This window comes from Pseudomonas sp. LS_2, assembly GCF_042709235.1.
GTDB lineage: Bacteria > Pseudomonadota > Gammaproteobacteria > Pseudomonadales > Pseudomonadaceae > Aquipseudomonas.
The window spans coordinates 1-18,873 of record NZ_JAVAYC010000004.1; the positions used below are offsets into that span (position 1 = coordinate 1).

Below are 18,873 nucleotides of genomic sequence, written 5' to 3' on the forward strand. Positions count from 1 at the left end.
CAGCTCAGCCTGGAATATCGAGGCTAAGCCCGCTCTGACGACCGATGCTGGGTGATCTGACTGCTGATAAGGGAATTTCCCACGATTCATTCGCCATCCGGCACCAACCCGGACATTTGCTGTCATACCTGTGCAAAAATACAGCATAAGCCTTTGTCACAGAACAAAATGCGTGCTCAAATTGCACCCATGGAAATCGCTCCTCCGTTCATGCGCCGTGCGGCGTACCGTCATGGCGGCAGGTGGGCAGTAATGTTAAAAGTAGTGGTTCGCCAGTCGGCGACCGGCCCGGACCCTATTTAACGCGCAGCGAGCGCAGGAATAGACGCGTTTTGAAGAAATCCACCACAACCCCGACCCCCTTGCCCGTGCCGCTGTGGCGCCAGCAACTGCATTATCGCCTCAAGGAAGGCGCGCTGATCGCCGTCGGTGCGCTGTGCCTTTACCTGTGGATGGCGCTGCTGACCTACGACAAGGAAGACCCCAGTTTCAGCCACACCAGCAACATCGACCAGGTGCAGAACGCCGCTGGTCGTGCCGGTGCCTATTTCGCCGACATCCTGTTCATGGTGCTCGGTTACTTCGCCTACATCTTCCCCTTGCTGCTGGCGATCAAGACCTGGCAGATCTTCCGCGAACGCCACCAGCCCTGGCAGTGGAGCGGCTGGCTGTTCTCCTGGCGCCTGATCGGCCTGGTGTTCCTGGTGCTGTCGGGCGCGGCCCTGGCGCATATCCATTTCCATCCGCCGGAAACCTTGCCGTTCTCGGCCGGCGGCGCCCTGGGCGAGAGCCTTGGCGACCTGGCGCGCAACCTGCTGAACGTGCAGGGCAGTACGCTGATGTTCATTGCCCTGTTCCTGTTCGGCCTGACCGTATTCACCGACCTGTCCTGGTTCAAGGTGATGGACGTCACCGGCAAGATCACCCTCGACCTGGTCGAGCTGGTGCAGGGCGCGGCCAACCGCTGGTGGGAGGCACGCAATGAGCGCAAGCGCCTGGTGGCGCAGCTGCGCGAGGTGGACGAGCAGGTCGACGAGGTGGTCGCCCCGGTGGTGGTGGACAAACGCGAGCAGGTCAAGGCCCGCGAGCGCATCATCGAGCGCGATGATGCCCTGACCAAGCACGTGGTGCAGCGCGAAACGCAACCGGCCCCGGTGATCATGCCGACGCCGGTGAAGGCACCGGAGCCCAGCAAACGGGTAATGAAGGAAAAACAGGCGCCGCTGTTCGTCGACAGCGCCGTGGAAGGCACGCTGCCGTCCATTTCCATTCTCGACCCGGCCGAGCAGAAGAAGATCGAGTATTCGCCCGAGTCCCTGGCCGGCGTCGGCCACCTGCTGGAAATCAAGCTCAAGGAATTCGGCGTCGAGGTGGCGGTGGACTCCATTCACCCAGGCCCGGTGATCACCCGCTACGAGATCCAGCCTGCGGCCGGCGTCAAGGTCAGCCGTATCGCCAACCTGGCCAAGGACCTGGCGCGCTCGCTGGCGGTGACCAGCGTGCGTGTGGTGGAGGTCATTCCCGGCAAGACTACCGTGGGCATCGAGATTCCCAACGAGAACCGCCAGATGGTGCGTTTCTCCGAGGTCTTGTCCACGCCACAGTACGACGAACAGAAATCGCCCGTCACACTGGCCCTGGGCCACGACATCGGCGGCAAGCCGGTGATCACCGATCTGGCCAAGATGCCCCACCTGCTGGTGGCCGGTACCACCGGCTCCGGTAAGTCGGTGGGCGTGAACGCGATGATCCTGTCGATCCTGTTCAAGTCCAGCCCCGAAGATGCGCGGCTGATCATGATCGACCCGAAAATGCTCGAACTGTCGATCTACGAGGGCATCCCGCACCTGCTCTGCCCGGTGGTCACCGACATGAAGGACGCCGCCAACGCCCTGCGGTGGAGCGTGGCGGAGATGGAGCGTCGCTACAAGCTGATGGCTGCCATGGGCGTGCGTAACCTGGCGGGCTTCAACCGCAAGGTCAAGGACGCCCAGGAAGCCGGAGAGGTCATCCATGACCCGCTGTACCGCCGCGAGAGCATGGAAGACGAGCCGCCGGCGCTGAAGACCCTGCCGACCATCGTGGTGGTAGTCGACGAGTTCGCCGACATGATGATGATCGTCGGCAAGAAGGTCGAAGAGCTGATCGCTCGTATCGCACAGAAGGCGCGGGCGGCGGGTATCCACCTGATCCTCGCCACCCAGCGTCCGTCGGTGGATGTCATCACCGGCCTGATCAAGGCCAACATCCCGACCCGCATGGCGTTCCAGGTGTCGAGCAAGATCGACTCGCGGACCATCATCGACCAGGGCGGTGCCGAGCAGCTGCTCGGCCACGGTGACATGCTCTACATGCCGCCGGGCACCAGCCTGCCGATCCGTGTTCATGGCGCGTTCGTCTCCGACGACGAAGTTCACCGCGTGGTGGAAGCCTGGAAGCTGCGTGGCGCGCCGGACTACAACGACGACATCCTCAATGGCGTCGAAGAGGCCGGCAGCGGCTTCGATGGCGGCGGTGGTGGCGGTGGCGATGGCGATGATCCGGAAGCCGATGCCCTGTATGACGAGGCCGTGCAGTTCGTGCTTGAAAGCCGCCGCGCGTCGATCTCGGCGGTGCAGCGCAAGCTCAAGATCGGCTACAACCGCGCCGCCCGCATGATCGAGGCGATGGAAATGGCCGGTGTCGTGACCCCGATGAACAGCAACGGTTCGCGCGAAGTGATTGCCCCTGGCGGCCCGCGCGATTGATGAAACTCCTGCCGGGCGCCAACGGCGGCGCCCGGCTTTTCTACGTTCAATGAGGATTCCCATGCGCGCGATTCGCATGCTGTTGGTTTCTGCCCTGGCTGCGGCCAGCCTGTCTGCCCATGCCGGCGAGCAGGACGTCCAGCGCCTGACCCAATTGCTGGAAAAGTCCCAGACCATCACCGCCCGCTTCTCCCAGCTGACCCTGGATGCTGGCGGCACGAGCCTGCAGGAGACCAGCGGCGAGATGGCGGTCCAGCGCCCAGGCCTGTTCTACTGGCACACCGATGCACCGCAGGAGCAGGTGGTGGTATCTGACGGCCAGAAGGTCACCTTGTGGGATCCTGACCTTGAACAAGCCACGGTCAAGAAACTTGACGAGCGCCTGAGCCAGACCCCGGCGCTGCTGCTTTCCGGTGATGTATCGAAGATCAGCCAGAGCTTCGACATCGTCTCCAAGGAGCAGGGCGAGGTCATGGACTTCACCCTCAAGCCCAAGACCAAGGACACCCTGTTCGACTCGCTGCGCGTATCGTTTCGCCGTGGCTTGATCAACGACATGCAACTGATCGACGGCGTGGGCCAGCGCACCAATATCCTGTTCAACGGGGTCAAGGCCAACGAGCCTATCGCCAAGAGTAAGTTCCAGTTCAAGATCCCGGAAGGCGCTGACGTCATCCAGGAGTAACGAGAGGCACCATGGACCTGTTTCGAAGCGAACCTGTTGCCCAGCCGTTGGCCGCACGCTTGCGTCCATCCAACCTGGACGAGTATGTCGGCCAGGAGCACCTGCTGGCTCGCGGCAAGCCGCTGCGCGAGGCGCTGGAACAGGGTGCGCTGCATTCGATGATTTTCTGGGGGCCGCCGGGGGTGGGCAAGACAACCTTGGCGCGGCTGCTGGCACAGTTCTGCGATGCTCATTTCGAAACGGTGTCGGCGGTGCTGGCTGGGGTCAAGGAGATTCGCCAGGCGGTAGAGGTGGCCAAGCAGCAGGCCGCCCAGTATGGCCGGCGCACGATCCTGTTCGTCGATGAAGTGCACCGCTTCAACAAGTCCCAGCAGGATGCCTTCCTGCCTTATGTGGAAGACGGCACGCTGATTTTCATCGGCGCCACCACGGAAAACCCCTCCTTCGAATTGAATAATGCGCTGCTGTCGCGTGCGCGGGTTTACGTGCTCAAGAGCCTGGACGAGCCCGCGCTGCGCAAGCTGGTAGACCGTGCCTTGGCAGAGGAGCGCGGCCTTGGCAAACGCCAGTTGAGGGTGGGTGACGAGGCCTTTCGGATGCTTATGGCTGCCGCAGATGGCGATGGTCGGCGCATGCTCAACTTCCTCGAAAACGCCTCGGACCTGGCCGAAGACGGCGGCGAAATCGACGTCGAGCTGCTGCAAAGCCTGCTCGGCGACAGCCGCCGTCGCTTCGACAAGGGCGGCGAGGCGTTCTACGACCAGATCTCGGCCCTGCACAAGTCGGTACGCGGCTCCGACCCCGATGCAGCGCTGTACTGGTATGCACGCATGCTGGATGGCGGCTGCGACCCGCTGTACATTGCCCGCCGAGTGGTGCGCATGGCCAGCGAGGACATCGGCAACGCCGACCCGCGGGCACTGAGCCTGTGCCTGTCGGCCTGGGATGTGCAGGAGCGGCTAGGCAGCCCCGAGGGCGAACTGGCCGTGGCCCAGGCCATCACCTACATTGCCTGCGCGCCGAAGAGCAACGCCGTATACATGGGTTTCAAGGCTGCCATGCGCGAGGCGGCCGAGCACGGCTCGCTCGAGGTGCCGCTGCACCTGCGCAATGCCCCGACCAAACTGATGAAACAGCTCGGCTATGGCGAGGAATACCGCTACGCCCACGACGAGCCGGATGCCTACGCCGCCGGCGAAGACTACTTCCCCGAACAACTCGAGCCGCGCCAGTACTACCAGCCAGTGCCACGCGGCCTGGAACTGAAGATCGGCGAAAAGCTGCGCCACCTGGCCGAGCTTGATCGCACCAGCCCTCGCCAACGGAGAAAACCGTGATCGCACTTGTCGCCGCCGTCAGTGCAGGTGGTATCGCTGGCACCCTGCTGCGCTTCGCTACCGCCAGTTGGGTCACGGCCCACTGGCCACGCCACTTCTATCTCGGTACGCTGGCGGTCAATCTGGTGGGCTGCCTGCTCATCGGCTTGCTTTATGGCCTGTTTCTGAACAAGCCATTGGTGCCGGTGGAACTGCGCGCCGGGCTGATCGTCGGTTTCCTGGGCGGGCTGACGACGTTTTCCTCCTTCTCGCTCGATACCGTGCGCCTGCTGGAAAGCGGGCACGTGCCGTTGGCACTGGGCTATACCGGTATCAGCGTGCTAGGCGGGCTGCTGGCAACCTGGGCAGGCCTTGCCCTGACACGATTCTGAACCAACACATACATACAACGAGAGAACGATATGCTCGATTCCAAACTGTTACGCGGCCAACTCCAGGAAGTGGCGGACCGCCTGGCCTCACGTGGCTTCAGCCTGGATGTCGCGCGCATCGAGTCCCTGGAAGAGCGCCGCAAGTCGGTGCAGACCCGTACCGAACAGCTGCAAGCCGAGCGTAACGCCCGCTCCAAGTCCATCGGCCAGGCCAAGGCCAAGGGCGAGGACATCGCTCCGCTGATGGCCGATGTCGAGCGCATGGCTAATGAACTGGCCGCTGGCAAGGTGGAACTGGATGGTATCCAGGCCGAACTGGACGGCATCCTGCTGACCATCCCCAACCTGCCGGACGCCAGCGTGCCGGTCGGCGCCAGCGAAGACGACAACGTCGAGGTGCGCCGCTGGGGCACGCCGAAGGCGTTCGATTTCGAGATCAAGGACCACGTCGCCCTGGGCGAAATCAGCGGTGGCCTGGACTTCGAAGCCGCTGCCAAGCTGTCCGGCGCGCGTTTTGCCGTGCTGCGCGGCCCAATCGCCCGCCTGCACCGCGCCCTGGCGCAGTTCATGATCAACCTGCACACCGGCGAGCATGGCTACGAAGAGGCCTACACCCCATACCTGGTGCAGGCTCCGGCGCTGCAAGGCACTGGCCAGCTGCCGAAATTCGAGGAAGATCTGTTCAAGATCAGCCGCGAAGGCGAGGCCGACTTCTACCTGATCCCGACTGCCGAAGTGTCGCTGACCAACCTGGTCGCCGGCGAAATCGTCGATGCCAAGCAACTGCCGATCAAGCTGGTCGCCCACACTCCATGCTTCCGCAGTGAAGCCGGTGCTTCCGGTCGCGATACCCGCGGCATGATCCGCCAGCACCAGTTCGACAAGGTTGAGATGGTCCAGGTGGTCGAGCCTTCGAAGTCCATGGAAGCCCTGGAAGGCCTGACCGCCAACGCCGAGCGCGTGCTGCAACTGCTGGAGCTGCCCTATCGGGTGCTGGCCCTGTGCACCGGTGACATGGGCTTCGGCGCGGTGAAAACCTACGACCTGGAAGTGTGGGTACCGAGCCAGGACAAGTACCGCGAAATCAGCTCGTGCTCCAACTGCGGCGACTTCCAGGCCCGCCGCATGCAGGCGCGCTGGCGCAACCCGGAAACCGGCAAGCCGGAGCTGGTGCACACCCTCAACGGTTCGGGCCTGGCCGTGGGCCGTACCCTGGTGGCGGTGCTGGAGAACTACCAGCAGGCCGATGGTTCGATCCGCGTGCCTGAAGTGCTCAAGCCTTACATGGGTGGCGTCGAGGTCATTCGCTAAATGAACTACCTGCCGCTGTTCCACAAGTTGCGTGGTGGCCGGGTGCTGGTGGTCGGCGGCGGCGAGATCGCCTTGCGCAAGGCGCGCCTGCTGGCCGACGCCGGGGCCATCCTGCGCGTGGTGGCGCCGGAGATCGACGGCCAGCTGGCTGCGTTGGCCAAGGAAGACGGCGAGGTGCTGGTGCGTGGCTACCAGGTCGATGACCTGGACGGCTGCCGCCTGGTGATTGCCGCCACCGACGATGCGGCGCTCAATGCCCAGGTCTCGGCCGATGCCCAGGCACGTAGCCTGCCGGTCAACGTGGTGGATGCGCCGGCCCTGTGCACGGTGATCTTCCCGGCTATCGTCGATCGCTCACCCTTGGTGGTGGCGGTATCCAGCGGTGGCGACGCGCCAGTGCTGGCGCGGTTGATACGCGCCAAGCTGGAGGCCTGGATTCCTTCGGCCTACGGCGAACTGGCCGGGTTGGCTGCGCGTTTTCGCGACAAGGTCAAGGCGCTGTACCCGGACGTCAACCAGCGTCGCGGCTTCTGGGAGAACGTGTTCCAGGGGCCGATCGCCGAGCGCCAGCTGGCGGGCCAGGGCGGGGAGGCCGAGCGTCTGTTGCAGGCGATGGTCGATGGCGCGCCGGTGCAGCAGGGTGGCGAGGTGTACCTGGTAGGTGCCGGCCCTGGCGACCCGGACCTGCTCACTTTCCGCGCATTGCGTCTGATGCAGCAGGCCGATGTGGTGCTGTACGACCGCTTGGTGGCCCCGGCCATCATCGATATGTGCCGGCGTGATGCCGAACGTATTTATGTCGGCAAGCGCCGCGCCGACCACGCCGTGCCCCAGGAGCAGATCAACCGCCTGCTGGTCGATCTGGCTCGGCAAGGCAAGCGGGTGTTGCGCCTGAAGGGCGGTGACCCGTTCATCTTCGGTCGAGGCGGCGAGGAGATCGAGCAACTTGCCGAGGAGGGCATTCCCTTCCAGGTGGTGCCGGGTATCACGGCGGCCAGTGGTTGTTCCGCCTATGGTGGCATCCCGTTGACCCACCGCGACTATGCCCAGTCGGTGCGTTTCGTCACCGGGCACCTGAAGGACGGCTCCAGCAACCTGCCCTGGCATGACCTGGTGGCACCTGCGCAGACCTTGGTGTTCTACATGGGCCTGGTCGGCCTGCCGACCATCTGTGCCGAGTTGATCCGTCATGGCCGCGCGGCCAGCACCCCGGCGGCGCTGGTGCAGCAAGGCACCACGCGCAACCAGCGGGTGTTCACCGGTACCTTGGCAGACTTGCCAGGGCTGGTGGCGCGCCATGAGGTGCATGCGCCGACCCTGGTGATCGTGGGTGAGGTGGTGCAACTGCGCGAGAAGTTGGCGTGGTTTGAAGGTTCGCAGCAAGACTGATTGATGGTTGGGGCCGCTTCGCGAAGCGGCCCCCGCTTTATGCCTGCCAAATCCCCTTGCCCGCCAACCGCGCCCGATCATGGGCCAGGCCGAAGTCCTGCAATGGCCCCTTGGGCACGATGCCAGTCGGGTTGATGGTCTTGTGGCTCAGGTAGTAGTGCTTCTGGATATGCTCCATGTCCACGGTGCCCGCCACGCCCGGCCACTGGTACAGCTCGCGCAGCCAGTTGGAAAGGTTCGGGTAGTCGGCCAGCCGCCGCAGGTTGCACTTGAAATGCCCGTGGTACACCGCATCGAAGCGCACCAGCGTGGTAAACAGGCGCACATCCGCCTCGGTCAGATATTCACCAGCCAAGTAGCGCTGACGGTCCAGCAACCGCTCCAGGTGGTCCAGCTCGCTGAACACTTCGTCGAATGCCGTTTCGTAGGCTTGCTGGGTGGTGGCGAAGCCTGCCCGGTACACGCCGTTGTTCACCGCTGGATAGATGCGTTCGTTGAGTGTATCGATGGTCGCACGCAGCGGCTCGGGGTAGAGGTCCAGGCGGTTGCCGGTCAGTTCGTCGAAGGCGCTGTTGAAAATGCGGATGATCTCGGACGACTCGTTGTTGACGATGCGCTTTTCCTGTTTGTCCCACAGCACGGGCACGGTAACGCGGCCGGTATAGTGCGGGTCGTCCTGGGTGTAGCGCTGGTGCAGGTACTGCAAGCCATCCAGCGCGTCGCCGGTGGAGCCTTGCTGGGTGTCGAAGGTCCAGCCCTGCTCGAGCATCAGCCAGCTGACCACCGAGACATCGATCAACGGCTCCAGGCCTTTGATGGCGCGCATGATCAGCGTGCGGTGGGCCCAAGGGCAGGCCAGCGATACGTACAGGTGGTACCGGCCGGCCTCGGCGGCGGGCAGGGCGTTGCGGCGCTGCGCGTTTTCCCGGCGGAAGGCGCCGTCCTTGCTGTTCTGGTACCACTGGTCATGCCAGCGGCCTTCAATCAAAAGGCCCATGCTGTGCTCCTCGAAACCCGATTGTTTGTCGTTGGAGCACAGTCTAGGGGAAACCGTTCGAATGAATAGCGCAAAGACTGCGGGGTTTCTATCGGGTTACTCGATGCTTTTTCGCGTTGCCCAATACCCACGTGCTGTCTCGAAGGCTTGCTCACGGCTGTGACCGAGGCCGCGCAGGGCCAGGGCCATGGTCGCCACGACGGCCAGTTCGCCATAGCTGTCTTCGGCCTCGCCACGCCATAGGGCCAGCAGCTGCCCCGGCTGCAACGATGCGGGTTTGACATGGCGCTGGGTACTCAGGGCCGGCCATTCCTCGTCCCACGCCTCGCCGGCTGCCGTACCGTACAGGTGGCTGGTCACATCGGGATTGATCTCGATCTCGCCGCCGTCTCCCTTGATCACCACGGCAGGGTCGCCGAGCAGGCGGCTGGCCTCGCGGTGCACAGCCTGGTAGCCAGGGTGGAAGATGCTTTGCAGGCCGCAACGGGCCGACAGCGGGTTGAGTACGCGGGCCAGCGAGTGGATGGGGGAGCGCAGGCCGAGGGTATTGCGCAGGTCGATCATCCGCTGCAGCTGTGGCGCCCAGTCTTGCAGGGGAAAAAAGGCCAGGCTACGGGAATCCAGGGCCGAGGCTACCGCTTGCCAGTCGCGGCACAGGGGGATGTCCAGTAGTGCCAGCAGTTGCTCGCTGTACAGGCGTCCAGCGGTATGGGCGCCGCCACCATGCATCAGGATGCGCACGCCATTGCCGGCCAGACAGCGTGCTGCCAGCAGGTACCAGGGCAGGTGGCGTTTCTTGCCGGCGTAGCTGGGCCAATCGATGTCCACGGCAATGCGCGGCGCCTCGAGGTGGGCGCGTACCGCTTCGGTGAAACCGGCCAGCTCCTCGGCGCTTTCCTCTTTGTGACGTAGCAGCATCAGGAAAGCGCCGAGCTGGGTGTCTTCGACCTTGCCTTCGAGCAGCAGGGTCATGGCGGCGCGGGCCTCCTCGCGGGTAAGGCCGCGTGCGCCGCGCTTGCCTTTGCCGAGAATGCGCACGAATTCGGCGAACGGGTGTTCGGCCGGGGTTTCCAGGAGCAGCGGGCGAGGTTCGGTCATATGCAATTGGTCGGTTTGGGCAGGCCCGCCAGCTTGGCGGCGAGTTTGGCGGGGGTGCCGTTGAACAGGCGATTCAGATGCGGGCTGTTGCCCTTTTGCGGGCCGAGCTTGAGCGCGGCGTACTTGATCAATGGGCGCGTGGCGGGCGACAGCTGGTATTCGGCGTAGAACTGGCGCAGCAGTTCCAGCACTTCCCAGTGGTCTGCAGTCAGGGCGATGCTTTCACGCTGGGCCAAGGCCTCGGCGACAGGGTGCGACCAGTCTTGCAGGTCGACCAGAAAGCCATCCTTGTCCAAGGCGACCTGGCGGTCCTCAATGATGAGTTCGTTCATAGCCAGCCGTTGACCTTGTCGAAACGCAGTGACAGCTCGACGAACGCCGGGTAGTCCACCACTTGGGCAGGCTCGCCGCGCTGGTCTTCTTCGTGGAGCGCCCGGGCTTGCAGGTCTTCCTCGAGGGCGTAAAGGCGGCCCTCAAGGTTTGCAGCCCGCAGTTGGATGCAGGGCTCGCTGCCCGCGCGTAGGGCGTACACCGCATCGCCGCACAGCAGCAGGCCGTCGTCGGGGCCCAGCAGCCGCAGACAGCTGGCCAGGCGCTCGTCGCCGAAGGGCGAATGGCTGATTACATGCAGGGTTGTCATCAAAGCGTTACCACGTGGTCGAAGCGGGCGATCAGGGCCGCCAGGGCGGTGTCATCGAGGATATCTACCGGCAGCTCGAGGTCGCCGTTATCGAGGCCGCGCTGGCGCAGGCTATGGCCGCAGGCGAACAGTTCCTCGACGCCGAACATCGGCAATGCCTGCAGGTTGGCAGCCAGGTTCTTCTGCTGCAGCTGGGTGGGTTGCTGGCCGCTGGCGAGCTGGAACACCCCATCGTCGAGAAACAGCATACCCAGCGGCAGGTCGAACGCGCCGCCGGCCAAGGCGATGTCCAGGGCCTCGCGGGCCGATGGACCATTCCAGGGCGCCTGGCGGGTGATGATCAGCATGGATTTGGCCATTTCAATCGCCTCCGAAGCAGACCAGGCGGTCGGCAACCTGCGCGGCTTCATGCAGTTGGCCCAGCCCCGACAGGTCCCAAGGTCCTGACAGATTCACCGCCGGGCGTTGGTAGCGGCTGGCTTCGGTCTCGTCCAGCACGCCGCGGCGCAGGGCGGCGGCGATGCACACCACTGCATCCAGGCGATGGTCGTCGACGAAGGTGCGCCACTGCGCCGCAACGTCCAGCTCGTCCTGGGGCGCGACGATGTTGGCAGAGGCGCTGTGCACACCGTCCTGGTAGAAGAACAGGCGGGTAATCTCGTGCCCACCGGCCAGCGCCGCCTCGGCGAAGCGCAGGGCGCGGCGCGAGGAGGGGGCATGTGCCGGGGAAAACACCGCAATGGCGAATTTCATGGAACGCTCGCGTAAAAGAATGCCGCCATGATAAAGCAAAAAGCCCGCGCCTGTGGACGCGGGCTTGTGCGGGTAGGGGCGCGGTCAGGCTTGTCGCTGCTCCTGGCTTTGCGGCAGGAACCAGTTCAGCACCAGGGCGCAGATGCCTCCGGTGGCCACGCCCGACTCCAATACATTTCGCAGGGCTTCCGGCATGTGAGCGAGGAACTCGGGCACTTGCGCCACGCCCAGGCCCAGCGCCAGGGACACGGCGATGATCAGCAGCGCCCGGCGGTCCAGGCGGGTGCTGGCGAGGATATTGATACCCGAGGCCGCCACCGCGCCGAACATCACCATGGCCGCGCCGCCCAGCACTGGCTCCGGCACCGCCTGGATCACCCCGGCGACGCTTGGGAACAAGCCCAGCACCACCAGCATGAGGGCGATCCAGATGCCGATATGGCGGCTGGCAATGCCGGTCAGCTGAATGACCCCATTGTTCTGGGCGAAGATCGAGCTGGGAAAGGTGTTGAACAGCCCGGCCAGGAGCGAATTTGCGCCGTTCACCAGTACGCCGCCCTTGATCCGCTGCATCCACACCGGGCCTTCCACGGGCTGGCGCGATACCTTGCTGGTGGCGGTGACGTCGCCGATGGCTTCCAGCGAGGTCACCAGGTAGATGACCAGCATCGGAATGAACAGCGCCCAGGAGAAGCCCAGGCCGAAGTGCAGCGGCACCGGCACCTGGAACAGCGCCGCTTCATGCATGCCGGTGAAGTCCAGGCGGCCGAGGTAGCCGGCCAGCGCATAGCCCACGGCCAGGGCGATGACGATCGCGCAGCTGCGCATCCATACCAGTGGAATGCGGTTGAGCACCACGATGATCGCCAGCACCACGCCAGACAGCAGCAGGTTCTCGCCATTGGCGAAGGTGCCGTTGGCCATGGCGCTGAAGCCGCCGCCCATGCTGATGAGGCCGACCTTGATCAGGGTCAGGCCGATCATCAGCACCACGATGCCGGTCACCAGCGGGGTGATCAGGCGCTTGATGAACGGCAGGATGCGCGAAACGCCCATTTCCACGAAGGACCCAGCGATCACCACGCCAAAGATCGCCGCCATCACGCCTTCGACCGGGGTGCCTTGCTTGACCATCAGCGCGCCGCCAGCGATCAGCGGGCCGACGAAGTTGAAGCTGGTACCCTGGACGATCAACAGCCCGGCGCCAAATGGCCCGAAGCGCCGGCACTGTACGAAGGTAGCGATGCCCGAGATCACCAGCGACATCGAGACGATCAGGTTGGTGTCTCGCGCCGATACGCCCAGGGCCTGGCAGATCAGCAGGCCAGGGGTGACGATCGGCACGATGATCGCCAGCAGGTGCTGCAATGCCGCGAGCAGGCCGATCAATGGACGCGGCCGGTCTTCAAGGCCCAGGACCAGTTCATTGGCAGGCGCTTGCGCCTCTGGGCCGTGTTCGAGTGAACTCATGGGAAAGCTGCCCCGGAAGAAAAAAGGAGCGCATTCTACGGGCCACGAGGGGATAGGGATAGGGGCCTGGCAAACGCCCATGAAAAAGCCCGCCGAAGCGGGCTTTTCGGTACTGCAGGTGAATCAGTCGTCACGACCCATGATGCCGAACAGTTGCAGCAGGCTGACGAACAGGTTGTAGATCGACACGTACAGGCTGATGGTGGCCATGATGTAGTTGCGCTCACCGCCATGGATGATGGCGCTGGTCTGGTACAGGATGCAGACCGACGAGAACAGGACGAAGCCGGCGCTGATCGCCAGTTGCAGGCCGCTGATCTGGAAGAAGAAGCTGGCGACAACGGCGCCCAGCAGGACGAAGAAACCAGCGGTGATGAAACCGCTGAGGAAGCTCATGTCCTTGCGGGTGACCAGCACGTAGGCCGACAGGCCACCGAACACCAGGGCGGTCATGGCGAAGGCGGAGCTCACGACTTCGGCGCCGCCGGTCATGCCCAGGTAGCGGTTGAGGATAGGACCGAGGATGAAGCCCATGAAGCCGGTAAGGGCGAAGGTGGAGACCAGGCCCCAGACCGAATCACGCAGCTTAGCGGTGAGGAAGAACAGCCCGTAGAAGCCGATCAGCACCACGAAGATGTTGGGGTAGCCGACCCGCATCTGCTGCGCGACGAAGGCCATGACACCACTGAAGACGAGGGTAAGCGCCAGCAGGCTGTACGTGTTGCGCAGGACCTTGCTGACCTCCTGCTGCTCGACCTGCTGGCCGTGTTGTACGATGTAATCCTGTTCGCGCATGGCGACACTCCTTTGGATCCTGTGGGTTTGAAACCGGGTTCGAAACGTATGGTTGCAAAGAGCATAACAGAGCCTTCGCAACCCGCGACACAGAGAGTTTGACAGCTTGTTTCATTACGGTATGATTGCCGCCGCAAAACAGCTGGAAGCGTGGCCGAGTGGTTTAAGGCAACGGTCTTGAAAACCGTCGATGGGCAACTATCCTAGAGTTCGAATCTCTACGCTTCCGCCACCAATTCTCATTAAAGCCCTGATTATTCGGGGCTTTTTTGTATTTAGCCGCTTTTGGTCCCCCATCTGGTCCCCCATTTTTTGTTCGGCTTCCTCTGGTCTTCTGCGGATTCTGGTGGACGTGTTGCTTTAATGGGAGCCTCATGACGCCCGTCAGGACGGGGGCTGTTTGTCGCAAACGGCGCAGGTGGGAGATATGCTTGGCCCTTACCGACAGCTTTCGTCCCACAGGAGCTGGTACGCAGCGCCTAGTCATTTCCCGGCCGCACTCTTCTGGCACGATGTCTTCATACCCCCGCTTTTTTAAACGCAAAGGCGGCGCTAAGGCACTGCTGAGGCGGTGCCTTATCTCGGAACTCTAGCAGCTCAGTCTCGCTGAGCGGTGAGCCCTGGCGATCTTTCGCCGCCTTAAGCAGTGATACAAGTAACTGTCTTTGTTGCGCCAGCGCCGGCTCTCTCATGGGGAATAGCGGCCTAAGGGACCGCGATGCTATGCAACCCCGCCACGCCTCTCAAGGCACGAGGAAGACGCTAAACCTGGCGATTCGGCGCCCAGCCGGTGACCAGGGGACTTACGGGCAGAAGAAGATTCCTTCATCTAGCTGCGCGCACGAAATTCAAATGCGCCCCTGCCCCCTGGAGTGGTAGCGTGACCGGCTATTTTAGTGGTGTAAGGAAGCATGGGGTGGATACGGCTCGTCTCATTCAAGATCTCGAGAAAAAGATCGACTTTTACGAACGTCCGAACCGGGGCGCCCCCGACGTCGTCACACCCCTGCATGGCTATATCGCTGGGTTGCTGGCGGCCGGCACTGTTTATCCTCGCGTACTGAACCGCGCCACGGTGCTCGGCCTTTTGCAAGGACAGGCGACCTGGTTGCATGACGAGGAGGGCTGGCAGCCGTTGAAAGACTCTGTGCCGCTGGTCGAACTTGAGCAGCAGCGTGTGGTGACCTTCAAAAGTGGGCTGCTGGAGGTGGTCAGGCCGGTTCCCGTCGCCGACGACATGCCGCAAAAGCTGAAGCAACAGCTTGCGACAGTGGCTTCTCTTTATGACATCAAACACGGTGGCGACGGATGGGTGGCGCCGCATGTGCGCGTCGATGAGTGCTTTGTCACCGAAGTGGGCCACCTGCAAGCATGCCACAAGTTGTCTGCGTCACACGGTGGGTACAAGATTTCCTTCGAGGATGAAGACCTTGTCGGGGTCGGCACGCTGCTGTGGGAGCAGTTGAGGGCCTCAAGGGCGAAGCCGGAGGTTGCGTTCGAGGAATGGTGGTTAAAAATGGTGCTGGCTTGCGGGCGGCCGTATGTTTTTCACCTGAAATTCCGCTCCGCACATGCGCGCGAGGATTTTCTAGCCTGTGCATTTCAGTACGTGATGGCTGATGACTCCCTGCAGGACACTTGGGAGCAATGCGCGGCGGATATCGCGTTGTCCGCGAATGGCATGAATGCCATCGTGCGACCTGCACGGCGGGATTCAGATGAGGTGCTTACCGGCTCCGTTGCGAGCGTGCAGGAGGCCTATTGCCCAGCACTGGAGTTGTCCCAACTGGACGACGTGATCGAGTGTTATCGGCGCCTGCCGAACGAGCGTGTTTTTGATTGTTTCCAGTGGTGGAAAGAGGCGAGGAACTATTACGACTACGAAACGACTCATCATCTCGTGGCAGGCATCGTGAAGTATGAATGCGAAGAGGGTGCACGGCGCGACAGTTTTCCTTACACGCGCCTTTTGTTGCAGCACTCGACACAGGCGCCGCATCTGGCAGAGATACTGTTCAGGAAAATTCACTCTTCACGATATGCGTGCTTTCTGTTGCGCAACAGGGCGACCAGTCACATCGGATTAATCCAGATCCATGAGTGGTTGCACCGTGGCTCTCAGCGATTGTCAGACCGTTACGACTACGACAGGGCGTGGCAGCAACTGGTATTCGCCCAGGCCCTGGAGGTGTATGCCATCGCCCACGATGAGCCGATTGACGCCGAGGTGGCCATGGACACCGTACTGGCGATCGCCGAGGTGTTCGCCTGGATGGCGGAGCGTGAGACCGCATCTCATGCCGAGGGCAAGGGGCTGCTGGCGGGCTTGAAGCAGGCAGTCGAGCGTATGGAGTATCGCGGACCTGAAGACGGCAGGGCCTCGCGTCTGTTCAAAGACCATTGCCATCTGGCTGCTGATTTTTTGGTGGCCAGGCGCAAGCGACTGGTGGGAGGATATGACGAGCTACCAGTTGCTGAGTGGATGTTTTCGTTCTGGTGCATCGAGGTGTTGTCAGAGGGGTACACAGGTAGCGATGCGCGCAAAAAAGCGGGTGTCGAACAGGTTGCCACGGTATTGGCAAAGGACTACCTGAGGCATCTGAAGCAGCGCTTCACTAGCGCTTGTATCGGCATGGATGACGGTTCCGTGTTCGACAGCTTTGACTGGAGTGGGCTGCTGCGCTGTTGCAATGAGCGCCTGCGTCGGAGAGTGATTCATGCCTTTGATGATCTACTCGCACATGACACTGGGGCCACTGAAGAAAGTCACAGGGGGCTATTTGGCGCGGTAAGGACTCATTTGCGTTTTTTACTACGGCTTGTCGTCGATACTGAACTTAAATGCAAGAAAGATGTTTTCGATGCCTTGCTTTGCTTGATTCAGGATTTTGGATTTGCCGCCGATCGCTTGGCGGGGGTATTCGAAGTTTTCAACGATAGTGTTGGTCACAGCAAGGTCCAGCTTTGGGCGCGGGTGTGCCAGGCAAGCAACGTGTTCACGGAAGATGACTTCACGAAGTTCCTCGGTGTACTGCAGGAGCGGCCAACGCCCCTTGGCGGGTGGCTTGAGCTGTATGAGGCGACGCGATCGTCTGCAAGAAAGTCGCGTATTCTCGTGCAGTTGGCCACGCTGGACTTCGAGGCTGAAAGGATTGTCTGGATTCCAGAGATTTCCCGTGTGGCAGTGATGGCGGCAAACGCCGGCCAGTTAAAGCTTGCACAGCGTCTGGTGAAGTATGGCGCTTCCTGTAAGCGCAGCCATTCCTCTGTCTCATTTGAGCCGCTGGACGAGTTGATTGCGCTTAAAGCGATTGCCGACGACGTGGCCCTCAACGATAAGGAACGGATTGCCAAGCTAGACGCGTTCCTCGACGCCACAACGGAGGTCAGTGATGAGGCCTCTCGGTATGCCCGGCAGTTAAAGGCGAACTGTTATCTAAGGGTCGATGCCCAGCGTGCGTTCTACCTGTTCGATGCCCTGCTGAAGGAGCGGCGGCAGATCGCCTATGCGACAGGAAGGCTCAAGGCGAGTCGTGCCCTCGCAGAACGAGAGGGGGTGAACAAGGTAGGTAGCGAGAGCTGGCAACGCTATGTGCAGTGGCGCGAGGTCTATCAAGCTGTTGAGTCGCAGCACGTGGGTGTCTTGGATTTTGAGGAGGCACTGGGGCTGCTGTTGGAATGCAAGCAGTGGCAAGAGTTTGATGGTCTCTGGTGTGAAGTGCCGGAGCGCTTTCTGTTGTCATGCGAGCTTACGCATGTCCGTTGTGCGTACCTTCAAGAACAAGGGCGGGTGGAGGAGGCGCTGACGTATTTACATGAGGTCGAAAAGCTGCATATCGAACTACCTGCCGAGCAGAAGCAGGCATTCGAAGCGCTGGAAAGGGATCTCAGCAAGAACAACGCCTTGCGCTTGAAACATTCTCCTTATGTGATTGACCTGTACATCAAGCCCAACCACACGCAGGCAAGGGTCATGTGGCAGGAAATCCGCGCATTGCCACCGCTCGAGCAAAGCCTGGTGTTTGGTCAGGCAGAGCAGGGCGATACTTTGGAAGCTTTCCTTGCAAACAATCTGTACGGAGTGGCCCAGGAGCTTCTGACGCGAAAGAACAACTTGTACCGCCCCACGGACGGTAACGCACCAATGTCGATAGACCAGGAAAACATGATCAATGACTGGTTGACTTCGCTGCTGGGCCATCGTTTGGATTACTTGAGCTGGACGGTGAAAGACCAAGCGAGGGTGGGCAGTTCTGCCTCGAAAAAAGGAGTAGGGGAAATTGATGGAGGCATCTACGTAGGCACGAATTGCATTTCGATTGTCGAGGCCTTCCGCCTGCGCCGTTTTGAGCGCAAGACTGTCGAAGACCACCTTAACAAGGTCGCAGGATACAACTCGTTGGGGGTTACCTCTATTGCCATTGTCGTCTACTCGACCGGCGACTTCCGGTGTTTGTGTTCTGAGTACGAGCGGTGGGTCAATGAAACCATTTATGCTGGGTTTGACAGTCGGGGTACCCTCACGCTGGATAAAGAGCATCCTCATTTGAGGGGCTACCGGGAGACGCGGCCGGTGAACGGCTCGTCTGTCCATATTTACCACTATCTTCTGGATCTTCGTCTGGACTCGGCTGACGACAGCCATGAAGCGCCGGCCGCTACCCCACAGGGGTAGGTTGATCGCCTGGGGCTGGTCATGCCATCTGGAAAGATGGGAGGCCCCAGAGTGGCACCACAAAGGCTGCATTCTTTACGCTTCCTTTCTCCCTAGCTTTACGCCGTGTGCGGATTCTAGCGCCGTTTTTTCCGCCCCCACCCGCACTCGAGATGAACGAGACGCTACCCGTGAGCCAGATCGCAACAGTTGAAACCCTCGCCCAAGCCGACAGCCCGCCCGCCTCGCAATGCTGACCGTCACCATCGGTATGGTCTACGGCGGCACCAGCCCGCTCTACCCCTGAAGAAACTATTCAACGCCCATTTCGGCATGCAGGGCATGTCGAAGTCGTACTCGGGATTCTGTCGCTGGGTCTGGGTGGTGTTGATCAAGTGGTGTGCTGTTCACCCTGATCGAGATCTTCCCGGGGATCGCCGTGTACTTCGTGGCGATCATCGGCCTAGCCGGTGATTTCGCGCTCAAGCTGAAGCTGCCGTTCCTGACCTGGATGGTTTTGTTCGGTCTGACCATGCTGTGTCGTGATCCCTGGCAACGTTGATGAAGTATTGAAACCACTGATCGGTGTGCGGTAGTTGTTACACTAAATGCGCAACGTCGCGGCT

16 protein-coding genes and 1 tRNA gene are annotated in these 18,873 nt (G+C 61.9%); 9 read left to right on the plus strand and 8 right to left on the minus strand.

The features are described from left to right. Nucleotides 1-332: 332 nt before the first annotated feature. The 6 genes from ftsK to cysG all read left to right on the plus strand — a co-directional run bounded on the left by ftsK (nt 333) and on the right by cysG (nt 7,840). Nucleotides 333-2,747: a DNA translocase FtsK gene (gene ftsK, locus RAC97_RS04565; RefSeq protein ID WP_375097612.1), complete on the plus strand. Its 2,415-nt coding sequence runs from the start codon at nt 333-335 to the stop codon at nt 2,745-2,747. A gap of 61 nt (nt 2,748-2,808) precedes the next feature. Further along, complete coding sequence (gene lolA / locus RAC97_RS04570) at nt 2,809-3,432, plus strand: outer membrane lipoprotein chaperone LolA (RefSeq protein ID WP_375097613.1); 624 nt, start codon at nt 2,809-2,811, stop codon at nt 3,430-3,432. 11 nt (nt 3,433-3,443) lie between these two features. Continuing rightward, nucleotides 3,444-4,769, plus strand: coding sequence for a replication-associated recombination protein A (locus RAC97_RS04575; protein ID WP_375097614.1), 1,326 nt, complete (start codon nt 3,444-3,446; stop codon nt 4,767-4,769). After that, the gene (crcB, locus tag RAC97_RS04580) at nt 4,766-5,140 is read left to right on the plus strand and encodes a fluoride efflux transporter CrcB (protein ID WP_375097615.1); all 375 of its coding nucleotides are present in this window, start codon (nt 4,766-4,768) and stop codon (nt 5,138-5,140) included. The genes RAC97_RS04575 and crcB overlap by 4 nt, the downstream gene beginning before the upstream one ends. Nucleotides 5,141-5,170: 30 nt before the next feature. Then, nucleotides 5,171-6,451, plus strand: coding sequence for a serine--tRNA ligase (gene serS / locus RAC97_RS04585; RefSeq protein ID WP_375097616.1), 1,281 nt, complete (start codon nt 5,171-5,173; stop codon nt 6,449-6,451). Beyond that, nucleotides 6,452-7,840, plus strand: a complete 1,389-nt coding sequence (gene cysG / locus RAC97_RS04590) for a siroheme synthase CysG (RefSeq protein ID WP_375097617.1) — start codon at nt 6,452-6,454, stop codon at nt 7,838-7,840. 37 nt (nt 7,841-7,877) lie between these two features. Here the strand turns inward: cysG and RAC97_RS04595 are convergent, their stop codons facing one another. From RAC97_RS04595 to RAC97_RS04630, 8 genes are all read right to left on the minus strand, one after another. Further along, the gene (locus RAC97_RS04595) at nt 7,878-8,837 is read right to left on the minus strand and encodes a glutathione S-transferase family protein (RefSeq protein ID WP_375097618.1); all 960 of its coding nucleotides are present in this window, start codon (nt 8,835-8,837) and stop codon (nt 7,878-7,880) included. Nucleotides 8,838-8,933: 96 nt separating this feature from the next. Then, nucleotides 8,934-9,917 carry a glycosyl transferase family protein gene (locus tag RAC97_RS04600; RefSeq protein ID WP_375097868.1) on the minus strand — a complete coding sequence of 328 codons (984 nt, stop codon included), beginning with the start codon at nt 9,915-9,917 and terminating at the stop codon, nt 8,934-8,936. Between the two features lie 14 nt (nt 9,918-9,931). After that, nucleotides 9,932-10,267 carry a TusE/DsrC/DsvC family sulfur relay protein gene (locus tag RAC97_RS04605; protein WP_375097619.1) on the minus strand — a complete coding sequence of 112 codons (336 nt, stop codon included), beginning with the start codon at nt 10,265-10,267 and terminating at the stop codon, nt 9,932-9,934. Further along, nucleotides 10,264-10,575, minus strand: coding sequence for a sulfurtransferase complex subunit TusB (gene tusB / locus RAC97_RS04610; protein ID WP_375097620.1), 312 nt, complete (start codon nt 10,573-10,575; stop codon nt 10,264-10,266). Before tusB ends, RAC97_RS04605 begins: the two co-directional genes overlap by 4 nt. Next, complete coding sequence (gene tusC, locus RAC97_RS04615) at nt 10,575-10,934, minus strand: sulfurtransferase complex subunit TusC (protein WP_375097621.1); 360 nt, start codon at nt 10,932-10,934, stop codon at nt 10,575-10,577. Before tusC ends, tusB begins: the two co-directional genes overlap by 1 nt. 1 nt (nt 10,935) lies before the next feature. Then, nucleotides 10,936-11,328, minus strand: coding sequence for a sulfurtransferase complex subunit TusD (gene tusD / locus RAC97_RS04620; protein ID WP_375097622.1), 393 nt, complete (start codon nt 11,326-11,328; stop codon nt 10,936-10,938). Between the two features lie 84 nt (nt 11,329-11,412). Next, nucleotides 11,413-12,798 carry a nucleobase:cation symporter-2 family protein gene (locus tag RAC97_RS04625; RefSeq protein WP_375097623.1) on the minus strand — a complete coding sequence of 462 codons (1,386 nt, stop codon included), beginning with the start codon at nt 12,796-12,798 and terminating at the stop codon, nt 11,413-11,415. A 123-nt stretch (nt 12,799-12,921) separates the two neighbouring features. Continuing rightward, nucleotides 12,922-13,593, minus strand: coding sequence for a Bax inhibitor-1/YccA family protein (locus RAC97_RS04630; RefSeq protein ID WP_375097624.1), 672 nt, complete (start codon nt 13,591-13,593; stop codon nt 12,922-12,924). A 144-nt stretch (nt 13,594-13,737) separates the two neighbouring features. Between RAC97_RS04630 and RAC97_RS04635 the strand changes: the two genes are divergently transcribed. The 3 genes from RAC97_RS04635 to RAC97_RS04645 all read left to right on the plus strand — a co-directional run bounded on the left by RAC97_RS04635 (nt 13,738) and on the right by RAC97_RS04645 (nt 18,809). Beyond that, a tRNA-Ser gene (locus RAC97_RS04635) sits at nt 13,738-13,825 on the plus strand. Between the two features lie 648 nt (nt 13,826-14,473). After that, nucleotides 14,474-18,268 (plus strand): hypothetical protein, encoded by a 3,795-nt coding sequence (locus RAC97_RS04640; protein ID WP_375097625.1) that lies wholly within the window; start codon nt 14,474-14,476, stop codon nt 18,266-18,268. Between the two features lie 379 nt (nt 18,269-18,647). Continuing rightward, nucleotides 18,648-18,809, plus strand: coding sequence for a hypothetical protein (locus RAC97_RS04645; RefSeq protein WP_155737851.1), 162 nt, complete (start codon nt 18,648-18,650; stop codon nt 18,807-18,809). The last annotated feature ends 64 nt before the right edge of the window (nt 18,810-18,873 follow it).